Genomic DNA, 17,848 nt, shown 5'->3' on the forward strand with positions numbered 1-17,848 from the left:
TGCGTTGCCAGCCAATGCGTGACGCCCTGCCCGGACGGCCCGCCGTCCGCTCGTAGCAAAGGCGTCACAAGGCGCCATCACATCAGGAAGCAGCAATGAAAGCGAAGTCCCTCCGCACCCTCGCCGTGGCCGCGCTGGCCGTGGCCAGCACCGCGCACGCCGCCACCAAGCCCACGCCCGAGGCCGTCACGGACCTGTTCCTCCGAACCCTGGTTCTTTCGGACACGGCAGCCATGCAGTCGCTTAACGACTACACGCGCCCGGTGCGCAAGGCCAACAAGGCCGATGGCGACTTCATCAACATCCCGGACACGGTGCAGGCCGACAAGGACTACGCCAAGGATCTGGCGCCGGTGATGCTGGAGCAGGTGAAGCTCTCCGACAAAGACAAGGCTGCGCTCGTGCCGGCAGTGGAAAAGCTGATGCAAAGCGTGCGCGATGCGCAGAAGCGTTCGGTATGCACGGTCGGCAAGTCCGAGCCGATCACCCAAGACGTACCGAAGAACATGCTGGCCGTCAGCGTGGCGTTCGACTGCAAGGTGGTAAGCCCGCCGGAGAAGATCTCGGGTTTCCTGCAGCGCGCCTCGAAGAGCAGCTGGAACACCGCGCAATACCGCGAAGCCATCGACAAGCTGCGCGTGGGCTATGAGAACGCCCCGTTGACGCAAGCGTGGCAAGGCGCCCTGCCGCTGACCGCCGAAAAGAAGAACGGCGTGTGGCAGAACATCTTCCCGCGTGAGTCGATCGACGTCGCCGAAGTGCTGTTCTGATTTGCCAGTGGCCGCCGGGGGCCATGCGGCAACGTGCCGCGCCCCGGCGAGATCATGCGCGACACCGATCGTGCGGAACAGCCATCACCAGACACGCAAGTTTCCGGTCCTGCGCGTGGCATCACGCGGCGCATAGCTGGGATTTCGTCTCGCTGACGCAGCACCGTCCGGCATGGGACATCGTGGTGTGGCTGCTGTCGATCGTGGGCCTTGTGATGTCGGTCAGCGGTGTCGTGGTGGGCTGGCGCAGACTGCGCCGCTGAAAGACCATGCGCGGCGCGCCGCGTTCCACAGTGCGGCGTCGTGTCACATAGGCCGCCTGTCAGCGCATTCATACAATGCCTGCTCTCTCATGAACGTGCCCGCACCACGCGCGGCACGCAATGCCGCAGGCCAATGATCGTTATCCGAAAAACTGCTATCGCCGCCGCCGTGGCGATGCTCGGCGTTCCCGCTTTCAGTCCCGCCTATGCTCAAGGCACGGAAGCCCCGGTGCATGAGCTGACGCCCGTCACGGTGACCGCCGCCACAGCGCCCACCGTGCTGCAGGAACCTGCCTCGGTCGGCTCCAACCTCGGTCTCACGCCGATGCAGACGCCGGCCAGCGTGGATGTCATCACGCGCGAACAGATCGAGGAGCGCGGGGACGCATCGGTGGTCGATGCTGTCAGCCGCGCGCCCGGCCTGTCGAACCTCGGCCACCCGGGCAACGGCGGCTCCGCGCTCTCGGCGCGCGGCTTCACCGATGCGTCGTCGGTGATGCGCCTGTACGACGGCACGCGCCAGTACGGCGGCATCGGCGTGACCTTTCCGTTCGATACCTGGTCCGTGGAACGCATTGAAGTGCTACGCGGCCCGGCCTCGGTCATCTATGGCGAAGGCGCCATCGGCGGCGTGGTCAACGTGGTGCCGAAGAAGCCTACGCGCGGCCCCATCGAGAACGAGATCCAGGCGACGGTGGGCAGCAACAACACGCAGCGGCTGGGCATCGGCAGCGGCGGCGCGATCAACGAAAAATGGTCGTACCGGCTGGACGTCAGCGGCAACCGCTCGGACGGCTGGGTCGATTTCGGCAACTCGCGCGACCTCACGCTCTCGGGCGCGCTGCAATGGGATCCCACGCCCGAGCTGAGCCTGAAACTCAGTTACGCCAAGGGATGGCAGGAACCCGAGCGGTACTTCGGCGTGCCGCTCGTCAACGGCCAGCAGGACGACAGCCTGCGTCGCAAGAACTACAACGTGGCCGACAGCCAGATCAAGTTCGACGACCAGTGGACGGAGCTCGCGGCCAAGTGGACGCCCAGCGCCAACCTCACCGTGCAGTCGCGGCTCTACTACATCGACAGCAAACGACACTGGCGCAACGCCGAGTACTACAACTACCTGCCCGCCAGCGGATTGATCGAGCGCTCCAGCTATACCGAAATCCTGCACGACCAGTGGCAGGTGGGCAACACCACCAGCGCCACGTACCGCCACGACGTGGGCGGCATGAAGAACACGATCTCGGCCGGCTTCGACGTCAACCGCGCATCGTTCCGCCACACCAACAACTCGCCCTACTCGGGCACGTCCACGGTAGACCCCTATGCGTTCGACCGCGGCACGTTCATCAACGTGGCGGGCACGGCGCCGAAGTACAACAACGAGGCCACGCAATATGCGTTCTTCGCCGAAGACCGGCTGGAGATCACGCCGAAATGGTCGGTGCTGGCCGGCCTGCGCTACGACCATGCCGATATCCGGCGCCATGACCTGGTGACGAACCAGCAGGCATACGACAAGAGCTTCTCCAACGTAGGCTGGCGTGCTGGCACGGTCTACAACCTGACGCGCAACCTCGCGATCTATGCACAGTATTCCGAAGCGGCCGATCCGGTCAGCGCACTGCTGATGCTCTCGCCGGCCAACAGCAACTTCGGGCTGGCCACGGGCCGGCAGGTCGAGGCCGGGGTCAAGCAGAACTTCCTCGACAACAAGGGCGAGTGGACGTTCGCCGCGTACCACATCGTCAAGAAGAACCTGGTCACGCGCGACGTGCTGAACCCCTCGCTCAGCGTGCAGGTGGGCGAGCAGTCCACCAAGGGCATCGAGGCCACGGTGGGCGTGGAATTCCTGCCGGGCTGGCGTGTCGATGCCAACGCGGCGCTGCTGCAGGCGCGCTATGACGACTTCACGGAATCGGTGGGCGGCACCCCCGTCTCGCGCGCGGGCAACGTGCCTACCGACGTGCCGGAACGCCTGGCCAATGTCTGGCTGACCTGGCGCTTCCTGCCGGGCTGGACGGCCGGCACCGGTATCCGCTACGTGGGCCGCCGCTTCGCGGATCGCGCCAACACGCTGGAGATGCCGGGCTACACCACCACCGACGTGCTGCTGCAATGGCGCCCCCGCCGCGACACCACGCTGTCACTGCGCGGCTTCAACATCTTCGACCGCCAGTACGCCACCACGGCTTACTACAACCCAACGCAATGGCTGCAAGGCACGGGCCGGCGCTTCGAGGTGTCGGTGAACTACAAGTTCTAGGGCTTTGGGCGTACCAGCTACACGTCGGGTTGCCGCCCGGGCAAACCGGCGTTTACTATCTCTTCGCGGGTCAGATCCGGCTCCTGCCAACAACGTTGATACCTCAACCACGAGGTGATTACCCATCACAGGAAACCAGGCGATGAGAAAGGCCACCAAGAAGAAGTACCTGAAAGCACTGAACCAGAGCCTGCGCGAGGAAGCTGGCAAGGAGTTCGGCGCGACTTTCGTGTTTCATCCCGTTGGCGCCAAGCCGAAGGACGCCACCGGCGTGACGGCGAGCGGTGAGGCAGACGCGGCGATGCTGGAAGTCATGGACCGCGTCCAGGCCCGCGTGTCGGCGGCGTTCGACAAACCGTCCACATCGGCGTGACAGCGGGGCAACGACGCCCGTCCGTCGAGCCGCTGCTTCCGGCGGGCACCAAACCCTCCAGCCCCACCGGCGAGTTTCCCACCTTCGAGACCTCCGATTTCGCGGGCGACGGATCGTTCTATTTCGATCTCGTGAAACTGGAGGATCGGGACGATATTCCGCGCGGCTTCCTGCACCGGCACAACTACTACCACCTGCTCTGGATGACCCGGGCCAGCGGTACGCACATGCTGGACTTCGCGCATTTTGATGTGCGCGACCACTCGGTCTTCTTTCTGTCCCCGGGGCAGGTCCATGCGTGGATGTCATCGGTAAAGCCTTACGGCTACGTGCTGAACTTCAGCACGGACTTCTTCGCCCGCATGTTCCCGCGTGCCGACGACGTGGCCCGCTTTCCGTTCTTCCATCCCACGCGCGGCAATAGCGCCCTGTATCTCTCGCAGGCCGAGCATGACAGCATGTTGCCACTGCTCGACGAGATGGACCGCGAGGCGCGCGATCGGCACGCTGGCTTTACCGATGTGGTGCAGGCCTGCCTGCTGATTCTGCTCACACGCCTGCGCCGCCTGATTCCCGACGACGATCACGCCACCGATATCGGACCGCACCAGGCATTGACGCGGCGCTTCACCGTGCTGGTGGAAACGCACTACCTGCGCTTCGATACCATCGGCCAGTACGCCGAGGCGCTCAGCGTGAGCGAGCGCCAATTGAACGATGCGGTCAAGCGAACCGTGGCGCGCACGGCCAGCCAGGTGGTGCAGGAGCGCGTGGTGCTGGAAGCCAAGCGCTGGCTCAGCAATACCGAAACGGGCATCGCCGAGATTGCCTTCCGCCTGAATATCGAGGACCCCGCCTATTTCGCCCGCTTCTTCAAGAAGCAGACCGGCCTGACACCGGGCGATTTCCGCAAGAAATATTGCCGCCCGCTGGAGTGATCTGGACTGACGCGCAAAAAAGTCCAATACAACGTCTGATCCGTCCTAACGCCGCTGCCACGCGATTGCGTACAGTCTGTGCTCATGGTGCAGCCGAACGCCGGGGATCACTCCCGCATCGGCATGTCATAAGAAAACCAGAGGCACAGGAGACAGACATGTTCAAAGCAACCGCCCGGTTGCGGGGCCTTGCCGTGGCCGCCGCATTGGCGATCACGACCTTCAACGCCATGGCGGACTATCCGGATCGCCCCTTGCGCATCATCGTGCCGTTCGCCGCTGGCGGCGCCACCGATGTGATCGCGCGCACCGTGGCACAGGCCATGTCCGCCCGGCTCGGCCAGTCAGTCGTGGTGGAAAACAAGGCCGGCGCCAACGGTAATATCGGCGCCGTTGCGGCTGCGCGTTCGGATGCCGATGGCTATACGCTGCTGATGGCCACGTCGAGCCACGCCATCAACGCCTCGCTCTATCAAAAGCTCAACTACAGTCTCACGAAGGACTTCGTGGGCCTGTCCAACCTGGCCTCGGTCCCGCTGCTGCTGGTGGTCAACCCCTCGGTACCGGTCAAGTCCGCCAGCGAACTCGCCGCCTATGCGAAGAAGAATGCAGGCAGCGTCAACTATGCATCGGGCGGCACCGGCACCGCATCCCACCTGGCCGGCGAGCAGTTCAGCACGCTGGCGGGCGCCAAGATGACACACGTCGCCTACAAGGGCGGCTCGCAGGCGCTCAATGACGTGATGGGCGGTCAGGTCCAGGTCATGTTCGCCAACCTGCCCGAGGTGCTCTCGCAGGTGCAGGGCGGCAAGCTCAAGGCACTGGCCGTGACCGGCAACAAGCGCCACGCCGCGCTGCCGGACGTACCAGCCTTCTCGGAGACGCCGTTCCCCAACATGACCGCGCGCTCGTGGTTCGGCCTGTTCGCACCGGCTGGCACGCCACCGGCGGCCGTGGAGAAACTCTCCCACGCCATCGTCCAGAGCGTGGCGGACCCCGCCGTCAAGGATCGACTCAAAGGTCTTGGCGCCGACCCCGTGGGCGACGACCAGGCAGCATTCCAGAAGTACGTGAACCAGGAAGTGACGCGCTGGGCCGTGCTTGTCAAACAGTCCGGCGCCACCGTCGACTGAATTTACTGAATGACTTTTAATCCGAGGTAACCCATGCTGTTCGACGTCCGCACCTACACCTGCCATCCCGGCACGATCAAGAAACACCTGGCGCTGTACGCCGAACATGGGTTCGCGGTCCAGAGCCAGCACCTTGGCAAGCCGCTGGCTTACCTGCAGACCGAGACCGGCAACGTCAACAGCTACATGCACATCTGGGTCTATGACAGCGCCGCCGATCGCGAAGCCAAGCGCCAGGCGCTGCAGAAGGACCCGGCCTGGGCAACTTACCTGAAGATGAGCGCCGAAGCGGGCTACCTGATCAGCCAGGAGAACAAGTTGATGACGCCGGTGTCGTTCTTCCAGCCGTAAATACCGGCATTCACCCGCATCACCTGTAGTCCTGAAGGGGAGAGCATCGCGCTCCCCCCTTTTTTCATTGCTGTGCCCCGCGTCCGCGACCGTGTAAACTCCCCCCTTTTTTCATCCTGCCGACATGACGCAAGTGCCACAGCGCACGGGTTTCAGCGGCCCGAAACTGCTCCGCCTGCTGGCGCGCCTGACCGACGCCGGAACCTCCGGCGCCGCGCCATCGCTGTCCGCCGTGATGAGCCGGTGGCTGGGCTGGACCGACGCCATTGCGCTGTCAACCGCCCTGTCGACCCCGCCGGGCAGCCATTCGGCCGATGTGCCGTCCCGCGCACCGGTGCGCGGAAATGCCAGCGTGAACCTGGACGCCGCCGGCACACACGTGCGCAACATGCTGACCGTGGCGATTACCGGACAAGGCGCCTCGTCAGACAGCCGTCGCCGCATGCCGGCGCGTCAGATTGCGCCCGATCCGGTCGACGTGGATTTCGCCGTCCATCGCCAGCGCTACGTCACGCTGCAAATGCAGATGGAGCGCGAGATTGCTGGCCTGCGCGCGCGACTGCGCACGGCGCTGGCATCGAAATCGCCGCAGGCTGCAAGGCTGGCGATGCTGGATTCGGTCATGGAACAGGTGCTCGGCGCACGCGAACAGGCCGTGCTGGCCGCCGTGCCCGGCATGTTGGAACCGCATTTCACCAGGCTGCGCGGCGCGGAAGGCGCGTGGCTGAACGTGTTTCGCACGGATATGCAGAGCGTGCTGCTGGCCGAGCTGGAGATCCGCTTCCAGCCCGTGGATGCACTGCTCGCTGCCTTGCGCGAGAACTGATCGATTGACGATTGGAAAGATATGAACAGACAACTCACACCACTCGTCGCACCCGTAGTCTTTCTGGCAGGCCTGGCCGTCGTGGGTTGGGTCGGCTTCGGTTATGCCGGGACGAATGCGCTGGCGCTGGCCGTCACGCTGTTGATCGGCGGCTTCTACGTCGGCGGCGCGCTGGAACTGCACCGCTATCGGAAGGCCACGCCCACGCTGACCGCTGCACTGGCCGATCTCACTACGCCACCGGCCAACCTTGGCGCGTGGCTGGATCGTCTGCATCCGAGCCTGCGCAATGCCGTGCGTCTGCGCGTGGAAGGCGAGCGCGTTGCGCTGCCCGGGCCGTCGATGACGCCCTATATCGTAGGGCTGCTGGTGCTGCTGGGCATGCTCGGCACCTTCCTGGGCATGGTGGGCACGCTGCGCACCACCGGCGTGGCGCTGGAGAGTGCCGCCGACCTGCAGGCCATCCGCGCCTCGCTGGCGGCACCGGTAAAGAGCCTTGGCTTTGCGTTCGGCACATCGGTGGCAGGCGTGGCCACCTCGGCCATGCTGGGCTTGCTCTCGACACTTGCCCGCCGCGAACGCATGCAGGCAGCCCAGCGGCTGGACGCGCGCATCGCCACCACGCTGCGCGTGCATTCCCGCCATCACCAGAACGAGACGGTCTTCGCGCTGCTGCAACGACAGGCCGAACTGATGCCCGCACTTGTGGATCGGCTCGATACCATGGCCGCGACGATGACCCGACAGAGCGAAGCACTCGGCGAGCGCCTGTCGGCCAGCCAGGACGCCTTCCATGCGCGTACCGACATCGCCTATGCGCAGCTCGCCGATACCGTGGGGCAATCGTTGAAGGAAGGCATTGCCGACAGTGCCCGTGCGGCCAGCGCAGCGATCCAGCCAGCCGTGGACACGACGATGGCGGGCCTTGCGCGCGAAGCCACCGCACTGCGCGACACCGTGCGCGATACGCTGCATGAGTCGATTCAGGTGACGTTGATGCAAACCGTTCAGCAGCATCTCGACGGTGTCTCCACGCGTTTCGACACCACCACAACCACCGTTGCCGAGACCTTGCGCAGCGCACTAGCCGATCAACAGCAAGCGAACATTGCGCTGACCTCCGACCTGCGCACGTCGCTCGACGGCTACACCGAGACCTTCGCGCAGCGCTCGGCAGCACTGGTCGATGGCATCGGCACACGTCTTGATGCGGCAACCACACGTGCAGCGCAGACGTGGGACACCGCCCTGTCGCGCCTCGAACAGACGGGCGAAGCACTCGCCAGCGCCAACCGCGAGGCCATGACCGAAGCCTCCACGGTCTTCGCGCAACACACGGCAGGTATCGCCGATACGGTCAGCCAAGGGCACGCGAATCTGCAATCGCAACTGGCCGCGCAGGAAACTGCACGCCAGACGGCCCTCGCCACGCGCGACGAACAACGCCTCACCGCCTGGCACGAAACGCTCGCTGCCATGGCCGCCACGATGCGCGAGCAATGGCAGCAGGCCAGCACGCAATCGGCCGATCACCAGCGCGAGATCCGCGACGCCCTCACCCAGACCGCCGCCGATATTGCCACGCACACGCAGCAGCAAGCCAGCGGCACCATTGCCGAGGTCGCGCGTCTTGCGCAGATTGCCACCGAGGCGCCGAAGGCCGCCGCCGATGTCATCGCCGAACTGCGCCAGAAACTCACTGACGGCATGGCGCGTGACAACGTCATGCTGGAGGAACGTGGTCGCCTGCTGGAGACTCTCGGCACCCTGCTCGACGCCGTGAACCACGCTTCCACCGAACAACGCACCGTTGTTGACGGACTCGTCACCACCACCGCCGACCTGCTGGAACGCGTGGGCACGCGCTTCACCGAACAGGTGGCGCAGGAGACGGGCAAGCTCGATGACATCGCCGCGCAGGTCACCGGCAGTGCGGTAGAGGTGGCGAGCCTGGGCGAGGCATTCGGCGCAGCCGTGCAACAGTTCAGCGCATCGAACGACAAACTCGCGGAGCACCTGATCCGTATCGAAGGCGCGCTCGACAAGTCGATGGCGCGTAGCGACGAACAACTGGCTTACTACGTGGCGCAAGCGCGTGAAGTGGTGGATCTCAGCATGCTGTCGCAGAAGCAGATCCTGGAGAACCTGCAGCAATTCTCCGCGCAGCAGGCGGGCGCCGAGGCAGCATGACGGACGATTTCGATGCTGGCGTAGAGCCGACCGTTCCGGTCTGGGCTGTGTTCGGTGACCTGATGTCGGTCATGCTGGGCGCCTTCGTTCTGGTGCTGCTGGGTGTCATCGGCGTGCAGATGGAGCTGTCAGCGCGCCTGGAAAACGAGGTCAAGCATCGGCAGGAAGAACTGAAACGGCGCCAGACGCTGGAAGAGGCGCTTGCCGGACCGCTGTCGGCTGGCCGCGTCACGCTCAAGGATGGGCGTATCGGCATCAGCGGCAATGTGCTGTTCGCGCTGAACTCGGACCAGTTGCAGCCGGAAGGCCGCACCCTGCTCAAGAGCCTGGCCGAGCCGCTATCGGCCTATCTTGGCGCACGCGATGAAATCCTGATGGTGAGCGGCTTCACCGACGATCAGCAGGTGCGCGAAGGCAACCGTCGCTTTGCCGATAACCTCGAGCTGTCGGCCCAGCGCGCACTCACCGTGACCCGTGCGCTGATCGATGCAGGCGTGCCCGCTGCCTCGATCTTCTCGGCGGCATTTGGCGCGCAGCAGCCGGTGGCATCGAACGCCACCGAAGAGAGCCGCGCGAAGAATCGTCGCGTGGAAATCGCGCCGGTGCCGAGAGTGTCGGGTGATGCAAAACCGCATGCATAGCGAAGCCGCAAGCGATCACGACACCCTGCTCGACGACTGGCGCGACAGCGGCGCCGATCGTTTGGACCCGGTACGCTTTCGCCTGATCGAAGCAATGGCGAGACGTGCACGCGACCACAACGGCGAAACGGGACGGCTGCTGCAATCGCGTATCGCGCAATTGGTTGCCGAGTATCGTGAAGCATTGACGCGCGCCTCGACCGAGACATCACCAACCGAATCCTCCACGCCATCATCCCCCGCACTCGCCGACCTCGCAGCACTCACGAGACGACTCGGTGCGCGCACGCATCCGATGGCAGCACCTGCCGCCAACGCACCGCATCGCCTCCACGCCGCAGAACCGGCGCTGGCCGACTACTTCCGCGACACACTCGCGCGCGTCAGTGTCGACCGCCAGTTGCGCGAATCACAGGCCGTCGTACCGGAAAACGCAGGACCGCTGAACACGAACCAACTCGTGCATCGCGCGCTCTCGCTGATGCAGGAAGTCTCGCCCGGCTATCTCGAACAGTTCCTGTCGTACGTGGATGCCCTGGCATGGCTGGAAGGTATGCACACGATCTCGCTCGTGCCTGAGAAGAGGACGCGTGCGAAGGCGGGCAAGGCGCCGAGCGCGTAGGAAACTGCGCGCGGTGGATGAAGGCCGTGGACGGCGTTGGCGTACACATAGCGACGCGTCGCGCATACAAAGCGAAACGCCCGTAGTAATATGCTCGGCATTGCATCCTGTGTCCTTCCCCGCCCACATGCCAGAAGAAAAGAAGAGCCTGTCCGAAACCATCCGCACCGCCATCGAGCAGGACATTCTCTCGGGCAAGCTGCCCAGCGGCAGTCAGCTGGAAGAACAACAGCTTCTGGCACGTTTCAATGTCTCGCGCACGCCCGTGCGCGAGGCGCTGATCCAGTTGGAGTCTGCTGGGCTGGTCGATCTGGTGCCGCGCCAGGGCGCAATCGTCAAGTCGATCTCGTTGCGCGAGTACGTTGCCATGAGCGAGATCCTCGTGCAACTCGAAGCCCTCGCGGCGAGGCTCGCTGCGCGGCGTATGTCTGCGGCGCAGCGTCAACAGATGCAGGATGCCTACGAAGCCTGCAAGCGCGCGGCGGAAACTGCGGATTCGGATGCCTATCGCACCGCAAACGACCTGTTTCATCGCGTGATCTACGAAGCCAGTTGCAACGACATCCTGTCGCGCCAGATCCGCACGATGCGCGCACGCATGCGCGGCATGCGCGATCTGCGTTTCCAGAAGCCTGCGCGTATCCTGGCATCGCTTGAGGAACACGGACACGTGATGCGCGCCATTCTCGAAGGCAGCGAGGATGCAGCAGGCGACGCGATGATCCGGCACATCGCCACGGGCGGCGACGTCTATGCGGACATGATCGCCTCGATGCCCGCCGAGGCCGACACGCGCAAGCGCACGCGCGGCCTATCCGACATCGAATAGCTCAGTTGAGCTTCACGCCAGCCTGAACGATCCGCTCCAGCGCGTTCTTGCCATCGGCGGCGGCCCATTTGCCGAACTCTGCCGGCGACGGGGACAACGACACCTCGCTACCATTGCCAGCCAGCTTCGCGCGGATCTGCGGATCGGCCATCACCTTCGTCGTCGCGGCAAAGATCCGGTCCCGGATCGCCGGAGGCAAACCCGCCGGGCCATAGAGCCCGAACCAGAACGTGAAGTTGAAACCGGGCAAGCCTGACTCCGCCAGCGACGGCAATCCGGGCGCTACCTCCGACGGCTTGGGCGTGGTCACGCCAATCATCTTGATCATGCCTTGCGTGCCCATCGGCAGGACCGAGGCCGCAGTGCCAAACGACAACTGAACCTCTCCTGCAGCAACCGCTTGCAGCGCCGGCGCGCCGCCCTTGTATGGCACGTGTGTCATCGGCACGCCGGTGGCTTTCTCGAACTGCAAGCCTGCCACATGGGGAGATCCACCGATGCCCGACGACGAATAGTTGAACGCGCCGGGCTTGGTGCGCGCCTTGGCAATGAGTCCCTTCAGGTCCGAGACGCCAAGATTCCGATTGACCGCGAGGATTAGCGGCGAAACCGTCAGCCGGGTGATGGGCGTGAAGGCATCGCTCTTGTAGCGAGCATTGAAGAGATGCTGGTCGATGCCATACAGCGTGGCAGTCGCCAGGCCAAGCGTATAGCCGTCCGGCGCGGCGCTTGCCAGCGCAACGGAGGCCAGCGTACTGCTGGCGCCCGGCTTGTTCTCGACGACAATGGGCTGGCCCAGTTCCTTCGACAGCGCCTCGCCCAGCACGCGTGCCACAACATCCGCCGCGCCTGCGGGCGTATAGCCGACCAGCAACCGGATCGGCCGGTTCGGGTAGTCATCGGCACGCGCGGCAAGCGGCGCCATCCCTGCGGCGATGCTGGCCGATACCACCAGCGCAGCGCGCATCTTCAACAGTCTTCTTGTCATGTGTTGTTGCCTCCTCGGTTCGCGGATCGGTCCGCGTCAGACCGCGACGTTGCTCTCGCGCAGCCGTTCGATGGTCGTGTCGTCCAAACCCAGCGATCGCAATATGTCGTGCGTGTGCTGGCCAGGATCCGGCGCGGCACTGTCGAACTGCTCGGGATGCGGCGCTGCCGACAGGTTGATCGGAGAACGCAGCAAGGACAGCGATCCCAATAACGGATGCTCTGCAGGGCGCGTCATGCCCAGATGCCGCACCTGCGGATCTTCGAATGCCTCACCGATATCCAGCACCGGCCCGCACGGCACACCGGCCGCATTCAACCGCGTGGTGAGTTCGTTCACGGAGAACCCGGCGATGCATCGCTCGATGCCCGCCTCCACGCGCTCCCGATGTTCGATGCGCCCCGTCGCCGTATGCAGCGCGGTATCGGCAAGCAGCCAGTCGGCATTCAGCGCCTCACAGAAGTTGCTCCACATCCGATCCGTGCTGGCCGCGATGTTCACCACGCCATCCTGGCAACGATAAGTGCCCATGGGGACAAGCGTGGGATGCGCGTTGCCCTGCTGCGTCGGGACCACGCCCTCCACCGTATAGCGCGCACCCTGGAAATCCAGCTTGTTCAGCATGGCTTCGATCAGCGAGGTATGCACCCATTGCCCGCGTCCGGTACGCTCGCGATGCAGCAGCGCCAGCAGGATGCCCTGCCCCAGAAACATGCCCGCCGTGGTATCCGATATCGCAATCCCCACGCGCACCGGTCCCTGCCCCGGCATGCCCGTGACCGAACTCAGTCCACACATGCCCTGGACGATCTGATCCAGTCCGGGCCGTTCGCAATACGGGCCGTCCTGCCCGAACCCCGAGATGCTCGCCAGGATGATGCGCGGATTGATCGCGCTGAGCGCCTCGTACGTCAGCCCCAGCCGCTCCTTCACCACGGCGCGGAAGTTCTCCACCACGATGTCGGCCTTCGCCACGAGCGACTGGAAGATCTCGCGCCCTTCCGGCGTCTTGAGGTCCAGGCAGAGGCTGCGCTTGTTGCGGTGAAGGTTCTGCTCATCCGACCCGCGCCTGCGTCCAGTCACCGAACCGCGATCGCGCAGCGGCGGCGGTTCGATACGTATGACATCGGCGCCCCAATCCGCCAGCAGACGGACGGCGACCGGACCGGCTCGGGCGATGGAAAGGTCGAGGACCGTGGTGCCGGCTAATGGAAGTTCTGTGCGCATCGGTGGAACTCATCCTGTGACAATCGACGCAAAAGTATACGGATAACACTCATATGAATACGTATACGGACTTACCATGATGCGAATTCGCCGCCTTTGCTCTACGATGGCAGCGCTTTCCCGGTTCCATGCATCGATATATCCGCACCGTTCCGCATGTTTCCGGCCGCCCCAAGAACAAGTCCAAGCATGGATTCTCCGTATGCAGACACTGGCATTCCGTATAGCGAAACACGGCGAACCTGACGTACTGGAACGCTGCACGGTCACCGTCGATGCCCCTGGCCCCGGTGAAATCCAGATCGCGCAGGCCGCTATCGGCCTGAATTTCGCCGATATCTATCAGCGCCGGGGCGCGCACGGGCCGCACAGCGCCACGCCTTTTCCGGTCACGCTGGGTTCGGTTGGCGCGGGAACGGTCACGGCAATCGGGTCAGGGGTTGACGGATTTCAGGTGGGGCAGCGCGTGGCCTACATGTATCCCGGCGCGTATCAGGTCGTCCGCAATGTGCCGGCGGATCGTGTCGTCGCACTGCCTGACGATATTCCGCTCGACGTAGCGGGTGCCACGCTGCTGCGCGGCCTCACCGCCGAATACCTGCTGCGGCGGCTCTACGTGGTGAAGCCCGGCGATGTCGTGCTGGTGCATGCCGCAGCCGGTGGCATGGGTGTTCTGCTCTCGCAATGGGCGCGCTCGTTGGGCGCCACGGTGATCGGCACGGTGGGCAGCGAGGCCAAACGCCAGGTCGCCTTGGATCACGGCTGCCATCACGTGATCGACTACCGGAATACGGACTTCGCCAGTGAAGTGCTGAAGCTGACCGATGGCAAGGGCGTGGCGGTGGTCTACGACGCTGTGGGCAAGGACGTCTTCCTGCCCTCGCTCCAGTGTCTGCAGCCATGCGGCATGGCCATCAACTACGGCACCGCGTCGGGCGATGTCGAGGCATTCGATCTGCAACGCCTGCATGCCAGGTCGCTGATCGTGGCGCGGCCCACGCTGCGAACCTTTATTGCGGATGCGGCATCGCTCAGGCGCGCGGCACAGGTGCTGTTCGATGCGGTGACCGCCGGGGCGCTACGGCTTGAAGTGGGCCAACGATTCGCATTCGACGATGTGCGGATTGCACACGAGATGCTGGAGAGCCGCCGCACCATCGGCTCGACCGTACTGATTCCTTGATCACGACAGGACGCCACATATGAAGCTATTCCATGGATGGCTGTCCAGTGCCTCGCGTCGCGTACGGTTGTGTCTCGCAGAAAAGGGCATCGCCTATGAGAGCGTGCCGGTGGATCTCGCCGCGCAGGAACACCACTCTCCCGCGTTTCTCGCCATGAATCCGAATGGCGTGGTGCCCGCGCTGGTCCTCGACGATGGCCGCTTTCTCTACGAGAGTTCCACCATCTGCGAATACCTCGACGAGACGTTCCCGACGCCCTCGCTACGTCCCGCAGACGCTTATGTCCGCGCGCAGATGCGCAACTTCGTGCGCTGGACCGACGACCACGCACTGCCCCACCTGTTGATCCTCAACTGGAGCCTGGCGCTGCAACCGGTGGCCTCGCAATGGAGCGACGATGCGCTGGCCACGCGGCTGGCGAGAATCCCGACGGCATCGCGGCGCGAAGCCTGGCTGCGCATCGCCCGCAAGCCCTACACCGACGACGAGAAGCGCCAGGCACTGGAAAGCCTTCTCGCATTGATCCCAAAGATGGAGACTTCACTGGGCAGTCAACCATGGCTGATGGGCGATGACTACTCGCTCGCCGACATCGCCGCCGTGCCGTTCATCGCACGCATTGCCGAACTTGCGCCGAATGCGCTGTCATCCGATACGGCGCCCGCCGTCGCGGACTGGTGGCGACGGATGCAGCATCGCCCCGCCTTCTCGCTCGCTCGCATCGACAGCTTTGACGCTGCCCTGCAGGCGCGCGGCGCGATGGCGCAATAGAAAGCCCGATCGACAACTTCTTTCAGAGACCGCTTATGCAAAACGAAGGCTCGCTGCCCACGCTCGACATCGAAGGCCACATTGCCACGCTGACGTTGCGCCGTCCCGATGTTGCCAACCGGCTGGGCCCGGACGATCTTGAGGCGCTGCACCAGCACGTACAGACCGTCAATCAAAGCGAAGCGCGCGTCCTGCGACTGCGCAGCACCGGCAAGTACTTCTGCAGCGGCTTCGATATCGGCAAGCTCGCCGCCGGCCAACGCGGCGTCGGATTCGAACCGCTGGTGAATGCGGTCGAAGACTGCCGCGCCGTCACCATCGCGGAAATCCAGGGCGGCGTATACGGGGGCGGCACCGACCTCTCACTCGCCTGCGACTTCCGGATCGGCACACATGCCACGGAGATGTTCATGCCCGCGGCGCGGCTGGGCTTGCATTTCTACGAACGCGGCATGCGCCGCTACGTCACGCGACTCGGGCTGAACCATGCGAAGCGACTGTTCCTGACCGCCGAGCGCATTCAAGCCTCGGACATGCTGGCATGCGGCTTCCTGACCGAGCTGGTCGCGCAGGACGCCCTGCAGGCGCGCGTGGATACGCTGAGCGACACCATCGCCGATCTCGCGCCGCTGGCCGTCCAAGGCATGAAGCGGCATCTGAATGCCATCGCCTGCGGTACGCTCGATGCGGAGGCACTGGCCAACGACATCCGCAGGTCCACCCAGTCGGAGGATATTCGCGAGGGTGCCATGGCGTGGAAAGAAAAGCGGCGCCCGAACTTCCTGGGCCGGTAATCGCAAAGAACAAAAAACAAGGAGACAACATGGGCAATCAGGGACCCACTTTCACGCGTCGCCAGTGGCTCGCCACTGCAGGCGCACTCGCCGCTACCACGACTCTTCCTACCTCCGCACAGGGGTTGGATGAAAGCTCGGTGTTCTCGATCGTCGAGACCGCCGACGGCAAGGTGCGCGGGCTGAAGTCGGGCGGCATCCACGTATTCAAGGGCGTGCGATACGGTGCGGATACGTCTGGAGCCAACCGCTTCCAGCCGCCGCAGCCGGTATCAAAGTGGACCGGCGTGCGCGACGCCACGTCTTACGGCAACTACGCCCCGCAAATGCCCGCGGATCGTCGGATCGCCTACGCGGACCTGATCGCCTACGACCTGCAGCCCGGTGGCATGGGCGAAGACTGCCTTGTCCTGAATCTCTGGACGCCCTCGCCTTCCTCATCTGCAAAGCGCCCGGTGCTTGTGCATCTGCATGGCGGCGGCTTCTATGCGGGGTCGGGCAATTCGCCGCAGTTCGATGGCGAGAAGATGGCGCGCTTTGGCGATGCAGTCTTCATCACGGCCAACCATCGCCTCGGCGCCTTCGGCTATCTCAATCTGGCCGAAGTGGGCGGCGAGCGTTACGCGCAATCCGGTGCAACGGGCATGCTCGATATCGTGGCGGCGCTGCGCTGGATACGCGAAAACGTCAGCGCGTTCGGCGGCGATCCATCGCGCGTACTTGTCTTCGGCCAGTCAGGTGGCGGTCTGAAAACCAGCACGCTGATGGCCATGCCTTCCGCGCAGGGCCTGTTTCATCGTGCGGGCGTCATGAGCGGCTCGGGCATCCGCACCATGACGGCTGCGCAATCTGCCACCATCGCCGAGAAGTATCTCGGTGTGCTACAGATTGGCAAGTCATCGCTCGACCGGCTCCACACCATGCCCTTCCAGCAGTTGCTGGCCGCGCAGATACTCTTCGAGAAAGCCGACCGCGCCAAGGGTGAAGCCCCGCGTGCGTTCTCGCCAGTGGTGGATGGCGTGGCCATTCCCCGCCATCCCTTCGATCCCGATGCGCCCGCCATCTCGTCGTCGGTGCCGATGATCATCAGCACCACGCTCGATGAGCGCGCATACCGGCAGATCAACTTCGATCTCGATGACGCAGGATTGCTGAAGTTCGCGCAAGCCCGCGTCGGTGAAGACGCCGCGCGCCTGCTGAAGATGTATCGCGACGAAGACCCGCACGCCACGCCATTCGTGCTGCAAGCACGCCTCGACACGGACATGACATTCCGACGCGGTGCGCAATTGCAGGCCGACCGCAAGGCAACCCTCGCCACGAAGGGCGGCGCCCCGGTGTGGACCTACCTGTGGAAAACGCCCAGCCCCGCATACGGCGGCCGCTATGGCGCCCCGCACGGCGTGGATATCGGCCCAAGCCTGCACGACATCCGCATGGGCCTGAACGGTCCCAGCGAGACGAACCTTCGCATGACCGATCAACTCGCCAGCGCATGGGTGCAGTTCGCTGCAACCGGCGATCCGAACAACGCGCGCACGCCGCAATGGCCCGCCTATACGACGGCAAAGCGGAGCACGCTCGTGTTCGACAAGGATGCCGCGCACACACAGGCACAGGACGATCCACGGCGCGCGTTCAGGGAGTATTGGGCAAGGCAGATGTAGGCCCCGCCCCCCAGC

The 17,848-nt window shown here is 64.4% G+C and carries 18 protein-coding genes; 15 read left to right on the forward strand and 3 right to left on the reverse strand.

Annotated elements, in window-relative coordinates; translation table 11 throughout:
* Positions 1–95: 95 nt before the first annotated feature.
* The gene (locus tag FFS21_RS17670) at positions 96–770 is read left to right on the forward strand and encodes a hypothetical protein (RefSeq protein ID WP_137926077.1); all 675 of its coding nucleotides are present in this window, start codon (positions 96–98) and stop codon (positions 768–770) included.
* A gap of 121 nt (positions 771–891) precedes the next feature.
* On the opposite strand, the gene FFS21_RS32050 is transcribed toward FFS21_RS17670, so the two are convergent.
* A complete protein-coding gene (locus FFS21_RS32050; protein WP_160472631.1) occupies positions 892–1,080 on the reverse strand; it encodes a hypothetical protein in 189 nt (62 codons plus the stop codon).
* An 86-nt stretch (positions 1,081–1,166) separates the two neighbouring features.
* Between FFS21_RS32050 and FFS21_RS17680 the strand changes: the two genes are divergently transcribed.
* The 10 genes from FFS21_RS17680 to FFS21_RS17725 all read left to right on the forward strand — a co-directional run bounded on the left by FFS21_RS17680 (position 1,167) and on the right by FFS21_RS17725 (position 11,202).
* Positions 1,167–3,299 carry a TonB-dependent receptor gene (locus tag FFS21_RS17680; RefSeq protein ID WP_249359470.1) on the forward strand — a complete coding sequence of 711 codons (2,133 nt, stop codon included), beginning with the start codon at positions 1,167–1,169 and terminating at the stop codon, positions 3,297–3,299.
* 142 nt (positions 3,300–3,441) lie between these two features.
* Entirely contained in the window at positions 3,442–3,672 is a 231-nt protein-coding gene (locus FFS21_RS17685) for a hypothetical protein (protein ID WP_137926079.1), read from the forward strand.
* Positions 3,669–4,610, forward strand: a complete 942-nt coding sequence (locus tag FFS21_RS17690; protein ID WP_249359472.1) for a helix-turn-helix domain-containing protein — start codon at positions 3,669–3,671, stop codon at positions 4,608–4,610. Before FFS21_RS17685 ends, FFS21_RS17690 begins: the two co-directional genes overlap by 4 nt.
* 158 nt (positions 4,611–4,768) lie before the next feature.
* The gene (locus FFS21_RS17695) at positions 4,769–5,743 is read left to right on the forward strand and encodes a Bug family tripartite tricarboxylate transporter substrate binding protein (protein ID WP_137926080.1); all 975 of its coding nucleotides are present in this window, start codon (positions 4,769–4,771) and stop codon (positions 5,741–5,743) included.
* A gap of 33 nt (positions 5,744–5,776) precedes the next feature.
* The gene (locus tag FFS21_RS17700) at positions 5,777–6,094 is read left to right on the forward strand and encodes an NIPSNAP family protein (protein ID WP_137926081.1); all 318 of its coding nucleotides are present in this window, start codon (positions 5,777–5,779) and stop codon (positions 6,092–6,094) included.
* A 124-nt stretch (positions 6,095–6,218) separates the two neighbouring features.
* Positions 6,219–6,920 carry a DUF3348 domain-containing protein gene (locus FFS21_RS17705; protein WP_137926082.1) on the forward strand — a complete coding sequence of 234 codons (702 nt, stop codon included), beginning with the start codon at positions 6,219–6,221 and terminating at the stop codon, positions 6,918–6,920.
* A gap of 21 nt (positions 6,921–6,941) precedes the next feature.
* Complete coding sequence (locus tag FFS21_RS17710) at positions 6,942–9,110, forward strand: DUF802 domain-containing protein (protein ID WP_137926083.1); 2,169 nt, start codon at positions 6,942–6,944, stop codon at positions 9,108–9,110.
* Positions 9,107–9,751 carry an OmpA family protein gene (locus FFS21_RS17715; RefSeq protein ID WP_137926084.1) on the forward strand — a complete coding sequence of 215 codons (645 nt, stop codon included), beginning with the start codon at positions 9,107–9,109 and terminating at the stop codon, positions 9,749–9,751. Before FFS21_RS17710 ends, FFS21_RS17715 begins: the two co-directional genes overlap by 4 nt.
* The gene (locus FFS21_RS17720; protein ID WP_137926085.1) at positions 9,744–10,373 is read left to right on the forward strand and encodes a DUF2894 domain-containing protein; all 630 of its coding nucleotides are present in this window, start codon (positions 9,744–9,746) and stop codon (positions 10,371–10,373) included. The genes FFS21_RS17715 and FFS21_RS17720 overlap by 8 nt, the downstream gene beginning before the upstream one ends.
* A gap of 127 nt (positions 10,374–10,500) precedes the next feature.
* Complete coding sequence (locus tag FFS21_RS17725; protein WP_137926086.1) at positions 10,501–11,202, forward strand: GntR family transcriptional regulator; 702 nt, start codon at positions 10,501–10,503, stop codon at positions 11,200–11,202.
* A gap of 1 nt (position 11,203) precedes the next feature.
* On the opposite strand, the gene FFS21_RS17730 is transcribed toward FFS21_RS17725, so the two are convergent.
* Both FFS21_RS17730 and FFS21_RS17735 read right to left on the reverse strand, forming a co-directional pair.
* A complete protein-coding gene (locus FFS21_RS17730) occupies positions 11,204–12,190 on the reverse strand; it encodes a Bug family tripartite tricarboxylate transporter substrate binding protein (protein ID WP_249359474.1) in 987 nt (328 codons plus the stop codon).
* A 36-nt stretch (positions 12,191–12,226) separates the two neighbouring features.
* The gene (locus FFS21_RS17735) at positions 12,227–13,417 is read right to left on the reverse strand and encodes a CaiB/BaiF CoA transferase family protein (protein ID WP_137926087.1); all 1,191 of its coding nucleotides are present in this window, start codon (positions 13,415–13,417) and stop codon (positions 12,227–12,229) included.
* A 202-nt stretch (positions 13,418–13,619) separates the two neighbouring features.
* On the opposite strand from FFS21_RS17735, the gene FFS21_RS17740 reads away from it, so the two are divergent.
* From FFS21_RS17740 to FFS21_RS17755, 4 genes are read left to right on the forward strand one after another with little or no spacing between them, the layout of a single operon-like run.
* Entirely contained in the window at positions 13,620–14,600 is a 981-nt protein-coding gene (locus FFS21_RS17740; protein WP_137926088.1) for a quinone oxidoreductase family protein, read from the forward strand.
* A 19-nt stretch (positions 14,601–14,619) separates the two neighbouring features.
* On the forward strand, positions 14,620–15,372 hold the full coding sequence (locus FFS21_RS17745; protein WP_137926089.1) for a glutathione S-transferase family protein: 753 nt from the start codon (positions 14,620–14,622) through the stop codon (positions 15,370–15,372).
* Positions 15,373–15,407: 35 nt separating this feature from the next.
* Positions 15,408–16,166 carry an enoyl-CoA hydratase/isomerase family protein gene (locus FFS21_RS17750; RefSeq protein WP_137926090.1) on the forward strand — a complete coding sequence of 253 codons (759 nt, stop codon included), beginning with the start codon at positions 15,408–15,410 and terminating at the stop codon, positions 16,164–16,166.
* Between the two features lie 29 nt (positions 16,167–16,195).
* Entirely contained in the window at positions 16,196–17,833 is a 1,638-nt protein-coding gene (locus tag FFS21_RS17755; protein WP_137926091.1) for a carboxylesterase/lipase family protein, read from the forward strand.
* The last annotated feature ends 15 nt before the right edge of the window (positions 17,834–17,848 follow it).

This window comes from Cupriavidus sp. 2SB, from assembly GCF_005503625.1.
GTDB lineage: Bacteria > Pseudomonadota > Gammaproteobacteria > Burkholderiales > Burkholderiaceae > Cupriavidus.